This window comes from Citrobacter sp. Cb041, from assembly GCF_030336655.1.
GTDB classification, from domain to species: Bacteria; Pseudomonadota; Gammaproteobacteria; order Enterobacterales; family Enterobacteriaceae; genus Citrobacter; species Citrobacter braakii.
Genome location: NZ_JAOWDD010000028.1, coordinates 90,629 through 102,460, shown reverse-complemented (window position 1 = coordinate 102,460; position 11,832 = coordinate 90,629). Strand labels below are relative to the sequence as shown.

Here is an 11,832-nt window from a genome sequence, read left to right as displayed (position 1 = left end):
GGTTTAAGTTCCGAGGACAACACGCCGCTTTTTTATCGTTATGGTAAAACGGGGCGAGAAGCCAGGTCATAGCATGAGCAAAAAGACGGTTGCGGTAACAACGCTCTTTATCAGCGTATTACTTACAGGATGTGGCAGCATTGATGCGCGCACGGCAGGCGAGGATTCAGATACGTATTACGTGGGTATGCGCCATGATATTGATAAACTAAAAAACCCGGGCGCTTACGATTATAACTATTTCGATTTAGCGCTGTTATTTGTTGATGTGCCGTTATCGTTCGTGGCCGATACGGTTTATGCGCCGTTTGATTACTATCACGGGCCGTATAAGAAAGTTGATTAACACGTAGGCCCGGTAAGCATTGCGCCACCGGGCATCACACGACGTTACTCCTCGATCGCCTGACGGATTTGCTGCAACGATGCGGGATCGTCAATGGTCGTTAGATCGCCAGGATCGCGGCCTTCGCAGATCGCCTGAATCGTCCGTCTGAGCATTTTGCCGGAGCGTGTTTTCGGCAGTTGCGACACAAACCAGACGTGCGCCGGACGACCAAAATTACCAATTTGACTGTCCACCAGCGCCATAATCGCCTTCTCTTCCGAATGGGCAATGTCGCTGTCTTCCAGACTGTCGCTCTGTTTTGGAATAACAAACGCGACCGCCACCTGCCCTTTCAGCGCATCCTTCACGCCAACTACCGCCACCTCGGCGACGTTTGGATAGCTGGAAATACTCTCCTCTATCTCGCGCGTCCCCAGCCGGTGTCCGGCCACGTTGATCACGTCATCCGTACGGCCCAGAATGAAGTAATAGCCATCGGCATCGCGAATGCCCCAGTCAAAGGTGGCGTACACCTGGCGGGAAAACAGCGACCAGTAGGTATTCACAAACCGCGCGTCATCCCCCCAGATAGTCTGAATACAGCCCGGCGGCAGCGGCCCTTCAATCACCAGCATCCCCTTCTCGTTCGCCGCACAAGGTTCACCGGTCACCTCATTGAGCAACTGCACGTTATAGCCGTACATCGGCACGCCAGGACTGCCCAGCCGCGACGGTCGGTCGTCCAGCCCGCGGGCGATAGCCATAATCGGCCAGCCGGATTCAGTCTGCCAATAGTTGTCGATAACCGGGACGCCCAGCGTTTCCGTTACCCAACTGGCGGTCGGTTCGTCCAGCGGCTCACCCGCCAGATACAGCACCTCCAGCGAGGAGAGATCGTGATTGCGGATTTGCGCGGTCGGGAATTTTTTAAGCACGCGGATGGCGGTCGGGGCCGAGAACATCCGGCTGACCTGATACTTCTCAACAATTTTCCACCATACGCCGCAGTCCGGATACGTTGGCAGCCCTTCGTAAACCACCGTCGCCATCCCCGCCAGCAGCGGGGCATACACGATATAGGAATGCCCAACCACCCAGCCGATATCCGACGCGCAGAAGAACACGCCGCCCGCTTTGCCGCCGAAAATGGTGTCCATCGAGGTCGCCAGCGCGACCGCATAGCCACCAACGTCGCGCTGAACGCCTTTCGGTTTACCGGTTGTCCCGGAGGTGTAGAGAATGCAGGACGTTTCATTCGATTCCAGCCAGACAACCGGCACCCGTGCGCCGAGATGCTGTTGGCGTAGCGCGGCAAAGTCGAGGTCACGCCCCTCCACCCGCGCCATTTTCGCCAGACCGCGGTCGACCAGCACCACATGACGCGGCTGATGCTGAGCCTGATCGATCGCATCATCGAGTAGCTTTTTATAGGGCAGGACCTTGCCGCCGCGCGCCCCGGCATCCGCCGAAACGATAACCACCGGTCGGGCGTCATCGATGCGCGCCGCCACGCTGTGCGAAGCAAAACCACCGAACACCACCGAATGGATCGCCCCAATGCGTGCGCAGGCCAGCAGCGTAATGTGCGCTTCGGCGATCATCGGCATATAAACCAGTACCCGATCCCCGCGCTGTACGCCGAGCGACAACAGCATCGCTGCCACAATATTCACTTCGTCATACAGCTGACGAAAGGTAAACGTGCGTTCTTCTTCGGTTTCTGATGACACAGCAATCAGCGCCAGCGCCTCGGGCTGTTTCTCCAGCCAGCGGTCGATGGCGTTATGGCACAGATTGGTCGTCCCGCCACAAAACCAGCGGGCAAACGGCGGATTGCTGTGGTCCAGTACCTGCGTATACGGCTGCTGCCAGTCAATACGCTGGGCCTGCTCGGCCCAGAACGACTCCGGCTGCGTAATAGAACGTTGATAAAACTCGCTATAAGACATAATGCTCTCCTGTTGAACTTACGCCTGATGAGTCGGGTTTCAGATAACAAACAAATCCATATACTCATTGACCGGCATCTGCTCCAGGCGAGTTCTGTCCAGGGAGACATCCAGAATGCGCTGCTGCTGACGGGTCGGGAACTGACGCGCCAGGTTGATTTTGAACTTCTCGACCAGCTTCGGCATCCCGTCGTTACGACGGCGCGCGTGGCCGATTGGGTACTCCACCACCACTTCTTCAAAACGTGAGCCATCGGTGAATTCCAGGGTGATGGCATTCGCGATGGCGCGTTTTTCAGGATCGTGGTAATCGGCTGTAAAAGCCGGATCTTCAAAGCAGTTGATCTTCTCGCGCAGGGCATCAATGCGTTTGTCCTGCGCCACGCCGTCTTCATAATCTGCCGCGGTTAAACGCCCGAACAGCAGCGGAATGGCGACCATATACTGGATGCAGTGATCGCGATCCGCCGGGTTATTCAGCGGACCTTTTTTATCGATGATGCGGATACAGGCTTCGTGCGTACGAATGGTCACTTTTTCGATATCCGCCGCCGTTTTCCCGGCAGCCTGCAGTTGCTCGTACAGCGTCATCGCCGCCTCTACCGCAGTCTGCGAGTGGAACTCGGCCGGGAAGGAGATTTTAAACAGCACGTTTTCCATCACATAAGAGCCGTACGGGCGCTGGAAGCGGAACGATTCGCCTTTGAAAGAGACGTCATAAAAGCCCCAGGTTTTCGCCGTCAGCGCAGACGGATACCCCATCTCACCGGTTTTCGCCATCAGCGCCAGACGTACCGCGCGCGAGGTTGCATCGCCAGCTGCCCAGGATTTACGCGTGCCGGTATTTGGCGCATGGCGATAGGTACGCAGCGACTGCCCGTCAACCCACGCCAGCGATACGGCGTTGAGAATTTCATCCCGGTTCAGGCCAAGCATCTCGGCGACCACCGCCGTGGAGGCCACTTTGACCAGCAGGACGTGATCGAGACCGACGCGGTTAAAAGAGTTTTCCAGCGCGATGCAGCCCTGAATTTCATGGGCTTTAATCATTCCGGTGAGCACTTTTTTCATGGTTAACGGCGCTTTCCCCACCGCTACCGCATTGCGTGACAGCCAGTCAGCCGTAGCCAGAATGCCGCCGAGGTTATCGGAAGGATGCCCCCATTCCGCGGCCAGCCAGGTATCGTTAAAGTCCAGCCAGCGGATCATCGCGCCGATGTTAAACGCCGCCTGCACCGGGTCGAGCTGGAACTGGGTGCCCGGAACGCGCACGCCGTTCGGCACCACAGTCCCTGGGACTACCGGCCCCAGCAGTTTTTTACAGGCCGGATATTCCAGCGCTTCCAGCCCGCAGCCTATGGTATCAAGCAGGCAATAATGCGCGGTGTCATACGCTACCGTCGAAGTGATCTCGTAATTCATGACGTAATCAACGATATCAACGATTTCACGGTCAAATTCCGGGCGGACGTTCGAAATATGTGCAGACATAACAAGGGTTCCTGTTTTTATATTTAGAGGTTTTGCATTAGCAACGCTGATCTATCGCGACAAAGACACGATCTTCCGGGCCGGTGTAGTTGGCGGAAGGACGGATAATTTTGTTGTCCTGGCGCTGTTCAATGATGTGCGCCGCCCAGCCGGTGACGCGGGCGATGACAAACAGCGGTGTGAACATTTCAGTCGGGACGCCCATCATGTTGTAGGAGACTGCCGAGAACCAGTCGAGGTTGGGGAACATCTTTTTCGTTTCCCACATCACGTCTTCGAGACGGTCGGCGATGTTGTACATTTTCAGCGAACCGCCTTCCTGAGAAAGCTGTTTCGCCACGCGCTTTATCACCTGATGGCGCGGGTCGGCGATGGTGTAAACCGGATGACCAAAGCCAATCACCACTTCTTTGTTTTCAACGCGTTTACGGATATCCGCTTCCGCTTCGTCTGGCGTTTCGTAGCGTTGTTGGATCTCCAGCGATACTTCATTCGCCCCGCCGTGTTTCGGACCACGCAGTGCGCCAATCGCACCGATAATCGCGGAATACATATCGGATCCGGTCCCTGCAATCACGCGGCTGGTGAAGGTGGAGGCGTTGAATTCGTGTTCGGCGTACAGCACCAGCGAAATATGCATCGCTTTTTCCCAGCTTCGCGACGGCTTTTCGCCATGCAGCAGATGCAGGAAGTGGCCGCCAATGGAATCATCGTCAGTTTCCGGCTGAATACGCTCGCCGTTATGGCTGTAGTGATACCAGTACAGGAGAATAGAACTGAGCGATGCCAGCAGCTTGTCGGCAATATCGCGTGCACCGGAGACGGTATGCCCTTCTTTTTCCGGCAACGTACAGCCCAGCGCGGAGACGCCGGTGCGCATCACGTCCATCGGGTGCGAGGCAGCAGGCAGCGCTTCCAGAACGGTACGCACGTTTGCGGGCAGCCCGCGCAGCGCTTTTAATTTGCTTTTATAGGCGGTGAGCTCATCACGGGTGGGCAATTTCCCGTGGATCAGCAGGTGCGCGACTTCTTCAAATTCACACTGCTGCGCCAGGTCGAGAATATCGTAGCCGCGATAGTGCAGGTCGTTACCGCTTTTTCCTACGGTACACAGCGCGGTATTTCCGGCGGCGACGCCTGACAGCGCAACCGATTTTTTAGGTTTAATGACATGGGTACTATTTTGCAGGATCGTTGTGTCGCTCATGTTGTCCTCGTCATTTTTATAATATGTAGGGTACAAATTTATTGCCGGATGGCAGCTACGCCTTATCCGGCCTACGACGGTTACTTCTTGGTATACAACGCGTCGAGTTTCTCTTCGAACTGGTAGTAATTGATGCTTTCGTACAGCTCGTTGCGCGTCTGCATAATGTCGATAACGCTCTTTTGCGTTCCTTCCTGGCGCAGCACGTTGTAAACCTTTTCCGCAGCGCGGTTCATGGCGCGGAAGGCCGACAGCGGATACAGCGCCATCGCGACGTTCGCGCTGCGCAGTTCATCAGTGGTGAACAGTGGCGTAGCACCAAATTCGGTAATGTTGGCGAGGATCGGCACCTGTACCGCATCGGCAAACTGACGGTACATGGCAAGCTCGGTAATGGCTTCCGGGAACAACATATCCGCGCCTGCTTCGACGTACGCCTGGGCACGATCGATGGCGGCCTCTAATCCTTCCACCGCCAATGCATCGGTCCGCGCCATGATCACAAAGTTGGGATCGGTACGCGCATCCACGGCGGCGCGGATCCTGTCGACCATCTCTTCTTTCGAGACGATCGCCTTGTTCGGGCGATGGCCGCAGCGTTTGGCGCCGATCTGATCTTCAATATGCAGCGCGGCGGCACCGGCTTTGGAAATCGACTTCACGGTCCGCGCCACGTTGAAGGCTGACGATCCAAAACCGATATCCGCATCCACCAGCAATGGCAGCGGGCAAACATCAGTAATGCGGCGAATATCGGTTAGCACATCATCAAGGGTAGAAATACCAAGATCCGGCAGACCCAGAGACCCAGCCGCGACGCCGCCGCCGGAGAGATAAATCGCCTGATATCCGGCGCGTTGGGCCAGCAGAGCGTGGTTGGCGTTGATGGTGCCAACGATTTGTAATGGGTTTTCTTTGCTGAGCGCGGCGCGAAACGCCTGCCCTGGGGAGTGTAGAGACATATCCCGTCCTTTGTTATCAACTTGTTATCGTTCGTTGATTTATTTAAAGCAAGGGGTATGCCAAAGACCTTAATTTTTAATTAATTTATATATTTACCTTTAAAAACAATACATTAAATTAAATCCTTGTATCTTTATTGCACAAAAGCGTGTCAGCTATCGTTTCATGAAACGTTCCTTCACGTTTCATTGCAACATTCATGAAACACAACTAAACCCTAATACTCGGTGCCTTACTTTTTAGGATGGTTATGGCTGATACGCATCTTCCGCCGCGGGTGAACGACGACAAACCGGTTATCTGGACCGTTTCGGTCACGCGCCTGTTCGAACTGTTTCGCGACATCAGCCTGGAGTTCGACCACCTGGCAACCATCACCCCTATTCAGCTTGGTTTTGAAAAAGCGGTGACGTATATCCGCAAGAAGTTAGCCACCGAGCGTTGTGATGCCATCATTGCCGCGGGTTCCAACGGGGCGTATCTGAAAAGCCGTTTATCGATTCCGGTGATCCTGATTAAACCCAGCGGGTTTGACGTGCTACAGGCGCTGGCCAAAGCGGGAAAGCTCACCTCGTCGATTGGCGTCATTACCTATCAGGAAACCCTCCCCGCGCTGCTCGCTTTTCAAAAAACCTTCAATTTGCAGCTTGAACAGCGCAGCTATATCACGGAAGAAGATGCCCGTGGGCAAATCAACGAGCTGAAAGCCAGCGGCACGCAGGCGGTCGTGGGCGCGGGGTTGATTACCGACCTGGCTGAAGAAGCAGGCATGACCGGCATCTTTATCTATTCGGCGGCCACCGTGCGCCAGGCCTTTGTCGATGCGCTCGATATGACTCGTCTGACGCTGCGCAGAAACGGTCCGTACGTTTCCGGCGATACGCTGCGCACCCGCTATGCATTGGGGGATATGCGCGGTCACTCGGCACAGATGGAACAGGTGCGGCACACCATTATGCTTTATGCCCGTTCACGTGCGCCGGTGCTGATTCAGGGCGAAACCGGCACGGGCAAAGAGCTGGCGGCGCAGGCAATTCATCGTGAGTTTTTCACCCGTCAGGAGAACCGGCGCGGTAAACCTTCGCCGCCGTTTGTTGCCGTCAACTGCGGGGCAATCACCGAATCATTACTGGAAGCGGAGCTGTTCGGCTATGAGGATGGCGCCTTTACCGGCTCCCGTCGGGGAGGACGCGCGGGTCTGTTTGAAATCGCCCACGGCGGAACGCTGTTTCTTGATGAGATAGGCGAAATGCCGCTGCCGTTACAAACCCGACTGCTGCGCGTGCTGGAAGAAAAAGAGGTCACCCGTGTCGGTGGACATCAGCCGATTCCGGTCGATGTACGGGTGATTAGCGCCACCCACTGTCATCTGGAGCAGGAGATAAAACAGGGAGAATTTCGCACCGATCTGTTTTATCGCCTGAGTATTTTGCGCCTCACGCTACCGCCGCTACGCGAGCGATTGCCCGATATCCTGCCGCTGGCGGAAGGCTTTTTAAAACAGTCGCTGGCGGAACTGGAGGTGCCGTTTTCTGAACCTGTGCGCAAGGGGCTGGGTCTGAGTCAACCGACGTTACTGAATTATGGCTGGCCTGGGAATATCCGTGAACTGCGTAATATGATGGAGCGCCTGGCGCTGTTTTTAAGCGTCGAGCCGCAGCCGGAGCTGAACGTACAATTCCTGCAGCAGCTGTTACCGGAACTGGCCGTTGCTGCTGACGCGCCGCAGGTATCCTCATCGCTCACGCCGCAGCAGGTGCTGGCGCAATTCAATGGCGATAAAACCGCGGCTGCCCGATATCTCGGGGTAAGTCGAACCACCTTCTGGCGCAGATTAAAAGAAAACCCGCCGATACAATGACCGGCGGGTATCGTGATTTTTACAGTAGCGTATTATTTTTTCTTGTAGATATTGGCTGTGCCATGGATTTTATTATCCGTTTGACCGGAGGTTAATACCACCACATCGGCCCCTTTCTCTTCTGCTTTCTTCAGCAGCTCTTCTTTAGCGTCTGAGACAGAAACTTCATTACTCGTTGAGATATCACCGATTTTTGTGTACTGCGACTCAACCTTTTCAAATTCAAGTTTTGTCATAAATTCCGCGGCATATGCGTTGGTCACGACAAAAGCTAATGCACCAATAAGTACTTTAATTCCAGTTTTCATAGACCAGCTCCAGGTTTTGTTATTACGCCATCATCGATCCCTGAACATTACATAACGCGATTCAAGGATGATTAATAACTAGTCCAGCCTGGATAAAAAATCCACATTCAGCAGGAATATATAGAGATTTTGCGGCGCAGAAAAAACCGGTCACCGGGTAGCAGTGCGTCAACCTGTTCAAAGTTTCAATAGCCAGTGTGAGTTGATCCTCAGAACAGGCAGCGCACTGAAATTATAGTGTTAACTTTATGAGAATCTGAGGAATTGTTGTCTATGGAACCTCTGCACGCCGTCGTACTCACCGTCAGCCTGTTTGTTTTAACTTTTTTTAACCCCGGCGCGAACCTGTTTGTGGTGGTGCAAACCAGTCTGGCGTCAGGGCGACGAGCGGGCGTGATAACCGGTCTGGGCGTCGCCTTAGGCGATGCGTTCTACTCTGGCCTCGGGCTCTTTGGCATGGCGACGCTTATCACTCAGTGTGAAGAAATTTTTTCGTTGATTAAGATTGTCGGCGGCGCCTATCTGCTGTGGTTCGCCTGGAACAGCATCCGGCATCAGGCGACACCGCAAATGCCAACGCTACAGCAGCCGCTTTCCGCCCCCTGGTATGTGTTTTTCCGCCGTGGGTTATTAACGGATTTATCTAATCCGCAAACCGTGCTGTTTTTTATTAGTATCTTCTCGGTCACCTTAAGCGCAGACACGCCAACATGGGCGAGGTTGATGGCCTGGGCCGGCATTGTGTTGTCTTCCGTTATCTGGCGTATTTTTCTCAGCCAGGCGTTTTCGTTGCCCGCCGTGCGCCGTGCGTATGGCCGAATCCAACGGGTTGCCAGCCGGGTGATTGGCGCCATTATTGGTGTCTTCGCGCTCAGGCTTATTTATGAAGGTATTAGCCATCGATAAGAGAGTTTAACTTGACCATCGTGAGGTAATTGTCCGTAATACCGCCTGAATTTTTAATCGCACGTTGAGTGGCAGTAAGATGGAACAGGTTGAACCGGTAAACGACACATTACTCCTTACAGAATGGCAGGCGCTGTTACGTCAAACATCACCTGAAGTTCACACGCTCCTGACATCGTTAAGCGATGAAGAGATCCGCCATTTAGTAACCGTTTTTTATGACTATATGCTCTCCCATGCGGAGAGCGCATTGTTCCTCAATACAGAACAGGTCAGTACCCGCCTCAGCGGCAGCATGTTTGACTGGCTGCGCAGCGTACTTGGCAGCGCCCACGAAGATCTCTCACAACTGCTGGCCAAACAGCGCAAAATTGGTGTGGTGCATGCCCGTATCGGCCTGCCCATCGATCTGGTAAACCGCGGCGCGCGCAAGCTGAAAGATGAGCTGTACAGGGTGTTAAAAACAAAGGCGGATTCCACTCCCGCCCTGCTGAGCGATGCTATCTGTTTCAGCAGTCTGGCAATGGATACTGCGCTGGAGGCCATGACGGTCTCCTATTCCCCCAGTTTTCAAAACTCTATGCACACGCAGGAGCAGTACCGTCTACAGACTATTTACGATGACGTTAACGTCGAGCGCGAGCGGCAAATCCGTTCGTTTACCGACTGGGAAAACCAGTTTATTTATAACATCGCCACCGGAATGCCTTTCGGTGAGATGGTGTTTCTGGCGAATTCTGACTTCGGTATGTGGTTATCACATAAGGGAAAACATATCCTCGGCAACAGCAATCTGCTGAATAAGATGGAATCACTGATTGCAGAGATCGACAGTCGTCTGACAACAACCCTGTCGCATCAGCATCAGCCGACAGAACCCGAGCGGATGAGCTTATTGCAGGATGTACGCCAGCTATCGGCAAAAATCCATTTCCTGCTCGCCTCAATGTTCGACGCGCTGGTTAAGCAGGAAAATGGTAAAGATTCGCTGACCCAGTTGCTTAATCGCCGCTTTATTCCGACCATCATGCGGCGCGAGATCTCGCTGGCGTTACATACGCGTAAGCCTTTTACCCTGGCGATGCTGGATATCGACTACTTCAAGCAAATTAACGATAACTTCGGGCATAATACTGGCGATCTGACGCTCAAAAACGTCGCAGCGGTCATTTACGATCATATCCGCAGCAGCGATTACGTGTTCCGCTACGGTGGCGAAGAATTTATGATTCTGCTCGTCGAGTCAGATGAAACACAGGCCAGTATTATTCTGGAAACGCTGCGTATGAAAATTGCCGAGATGCGCATGGCAGCCTCAGCGACAGAAACGTTTTCTATTACCGTCAGTATTGGTATTGCCGAATATGACTATCATCCCGACTATAAACAGTTGGTTGATAAAGCCGATCGTGCACTTTATCTGGCGAAAAGTAATGGCCGCGACCGCGTTGAGGTTTATCAGGAATAACCGTTGCCCTGCAGAGAAATAAATACCCCGTTCAGGGTATTTATCTGACCTGTGATAAATATCGGGCTGTTATTATTTTTCAGGCATATTGGCATGAAGAAAATAACAGCCGCGTAATAAGATGCAAATCAAATACACCAAATCTGAATAGCGCTAGCATATCCCGGTGATGACGCCTTCTGAATGCAGAAGGGGAAATACGAGGGATACTATAAAACCATGAACAGGAAGATGAGAACGCGCTGGCAGCGCCGCCCAGGCACGACCGGGGGCAAACTGCCGTGGAATGACTGGCGCAACGCCAGCAGCTGGCGAAAAGCCACCCAGTTTCTCCTGCTGGCTATCAATATTTATATTGGCGTGGCGTTCTGGTATTGGGTCCGCTATTTCGAAACCGCCGGCACCAGCGTTTATATTCCAAGGCCCGGCGGTATTGAGGGATGGCTGCCGATAGCGGGTTTGATGAATTTCCGCTATACGCTAGAGACCGGTTTTCTTCCGCCCATCCATGCCGCCTCTATGCTGCTGTTAGTTGCGTTTATCCTGATTAGCCTGTTGTTAAAAAAAGCTTTCTGTTCATGGTTATGCCCGGTGGGGACGCTTTCCGAACTGCTCGGTAATCTGGGGAGAAAATTATTCGGTTGTAACTTTACGCTGCCGCGCTGGCTGGATATCCCGCTGCTCAGCCTGAAGTATCTGCTGCTGGGGTTTTTCTTGTATATCGCCCTGTCGATGCCCGCCCAGGGGATTCAGTATTTTCTGACGTCAGCCTATGGAATCATCATCGATGTGAAGATGCTCGATTTCTTTCGCCATATTGGCTCCGCCACGCTCATCTCCGTGGTGGTTATCAGCCTCCTGAGCCTGTTTATTCGCAACGCCTGGTGTCGTTATCTGTGTCCTTACGGCGCACTGCTTGGTCTGTTCTCGCTGTTCTCGCCGTTTAAAATCCGCCGCAACGCCGACAGTTGCATTGATTGCGGGAAATGCGCGAAAAATTGCCCATCGAAAATCCCGGTCGACAGACTGATTCAGGTGCGTACTGTGGAATGCACTGGCTGCATGACCTGTGTTGAATCCTGTCCGGTGGCTTCAACATTGAGCTTTTCCCTGCAGACACCGCCGGGTGCAAAAGGCAGCGGTAAAGCGTTATGGCGACAAACGGCACTGTCGGGTATTGCCATGACAATACTGGTGCTGGGGATTCTGTTTGCCACCATTGGTTATGCGGTATATGCCAACGTCTGGGATACGCCGGTGCCGGATCACCTGTATTTCCAGTTGATCCCGAAAGCAAAAATGATCGGCCATTAATTCTTTACCAGTATGTTCAAAACCCCTGCCAATTCTG

Annotated in this window: 10 protein-coding genes; 5 read left to right on the top strand and 5 right to left on the bottom strand. The window is 53.5% G+C overall.

Translation table 11 applies throughout. From position 1 onward, the window contains the following. Positions 1 to 73: 73 nt before the first annotated feature. On the top strand, positions 74 to 346 hold the full coding sequence (locus OGV52_RS03040; protein WP_016151950.1) for a YceK/YidQ family lipoprotein: 273 nt from the start codon (positions 74 to 76) through the stop codon (positions 344 to 346). A gap of 44 nt (positions 347 to 390) precedes the next feature. On the opposite strand, the gene prpE is transcribed toward OGV52_RS03040, so the two are convergent. The 4 genes from prpE to prpB all read right to left on the bottom strand — a co-directional run bounded on the left by prpE (position 391) and on the right by prpB (position 5,937). Beyond that, positions 391 to 2,277, bottom strand: a complete 1,887-nt coding sequence (prpE, locus tag OGV52_RS03035) for a propionate--CoA ligase (protein ID WP_153690685.1) — start codon at positions 2,275 to 2,277, stop codon at positions 391 to 393. 39 nt (positions 2,278 to 2,316) lie between these two features. Continuing rightward, on the bottom strand, positions 2,317 to 3,768 hold the full coding sequence (locus OGV52_RS03030) for a bifunctional 2-methylcitrate dehydratase/aconitate hydratase (protein WP_153690686.1): 1,452 nt from the start codon (positions 3,766 to 3,768) through the stop codon (positions 2,317 to 2,319). 37 nt (positions 3,769 to 3,805) lie between these two features. Continuing rightward, on the bottom strand, positions 3,806 to 4,975 hold the full coding sequence (gene prpC, locus OGV52_RS03025) for a bifunctional 2-methylcitrate synthase/citrate synthase (protein WP_016151947.1): 1,170 nt from the start codon (positions 4,973 to 4,975) through the stop codon (positions 3,806 to 3,808). 80 nt (positions 4,976 to 5,055) lie between these two features. Further along, positions 5,056 to 5,937: a methylisocitrate lyase gene (prpB, locus tag OGV52_RS03020; RefSeq protein ID WP_016151946.1), complete on the bottom strand. Its 882-nt coding sequence runs from the start codon at positions 5,935 to 5,937 to the stop codon at positions 5,056 to 5,058. A 251-nt stretch (positions 5,938 to 6,188) separates the two neighbouring features. On the opposite strand from prpB, the gene prpR reads away from it, so the two are divergent. After that, positions 6,189 to 7,799: a propionate catabolism operon regulatory protein PrpR gene (gene prpR / locus OGV52_RS03015; protein WP_046275626.1), complete on the top strand. Its 1,611-nt coding sequence runs from the start codon at positions 6,189 to 6,191 to the stop codon at positions 7,797 to 7,799. Positions 7,800 to 7,831: 32 nt separating this feature from the next. Here the strand turns inward: prpR and yahO are convergent, their stop codons facing one another. Further along, positions 7,832 to 8,107 (bottom strand): DUF1471 family periplasmic protein YahO, encoded by a 276-nt coding sequence (gene yahO / locus OGV52_RS03010; RefSeq protein ID WP_016151944.1) that lies wholly within the window; start codon positions 8,105 to 8,107, stop codon positions 7,832 to 7,834. A gap of 273 nt (positions 8,108 to 8,380) precedes the next feature. On the opposite strand from yahO, the gene OGV52_RS03005 reads away from it, so the two are divergent. From OGV52_RS03005 to OGV52_RS02995, 3 genes are all read left to right on the top strand, one after another. Continuing rightward, positions 8,381 to 9,013, top strand: a complete 633-nt coding sequence (locus OGV52_RS03005; RefSeq protein ID WP_016151943.1) for a LysE family transporter — start codon at positions 8,381 to 8,383, stop codon at positions 9,011 to 9,013. A 79-nt stretch (positions 9,014 to 9,092) separates the two neighbouring features. Then, positions 9,093 to 10,481 (top strand): diguanylate cyclase, encoded by a 1,389-nt coding sequence (locus OGV52_RS03000; protein ID WP_016151942.1) that lies wholly within the window; start codon positions 9,093 to 9,095, stop codon positions 10,479 to 10,481. Positions 10,482 to 10,700: 219 nt separating this feature from the next. Continuing rightward, a complete protein-coding gene (locus OGV52_RS02995) occupies positions 10,701 to 11,795 on the top strand; it encodes a 4Fe-4S binding protein (protein ID WP_287108063.1) in 1,095 nt (364 codons plus the stop codon). Positions 11,796 to 11,832 lie beyond the last annotated feature (37 nt).

Excerpts from the sequence above, each read along its gene's own strand:
- OGV52_RS03040 (WP_016151950.1), top strand. The coding sequence starts at position 74 with ATGAGCAAAAAGACGGTTGCGGTAACAACGCTCTTTATCAGCGTATTA.
- prpE (WP_153690685.1), bottom strand. The coding sequence starts at position 2,277 with ATGTCTTATAGCGAGTTTTATCAACGTTCTATTACGCAGCCGGAGTCG.
- OGV52_RS03030 (WP_153690686.1), bottom strand. The coding sequence starts at position 3,768 with ATGTCTGCACATATTTCGAACGTCCGCCCGGAATTTGACCGTGAAATC.
- prpC (WP_016151947.1), bottom strand. The coding sequence starts at position 4,975 with ATGAGCGACACAACGATCCTGCAAAATAGTACCCATGTCATTAAACCT.
- prpB (WP_016151946.1), bottom strand. The coding sequence starts at position 5,937 with ATGTCTCTACACTCCCCAGGGCAGGCGTTTCGCGCCGCGCTCAGCAAA.
- prpR (WP_046275626.1), top strand. The coding sequence starts at position 6,189 with ATGGCTGATACGCATCTTCCGCCGCGGGTGAACGACGACAAACCGGTT.
- yahO (WP_016151944.1), bottom strand. The coding sequence starts at position 8,107 with ATGAAAACTGGAATTAAAGTACTTATTGGTGCATTAGCTTTTGTCGTG.
- OGV52_RS03005 (WP_016151943.1), top strand. The coding sequence starts at position 8,381 with ATGGAACCTCTGCACGCCGTCGTACTCACCGTCAGCCTGTTTGTTTTA.
- OGV52_RS03000 (WP_016151942.1), top strand. The coding sequence starts at position 9,093 with ATGGAACAGGTTGAACCGGTAAACGACACATTACTCCTTACAGAATGG.
- OGV52_RS02995 (WP_287108063.1), top strand. The coding sequence starts at position 10,701 with ATGAACAGGAAGATGAGAACGCGCTGGCAGCGCCGCCCAGGCACGACC.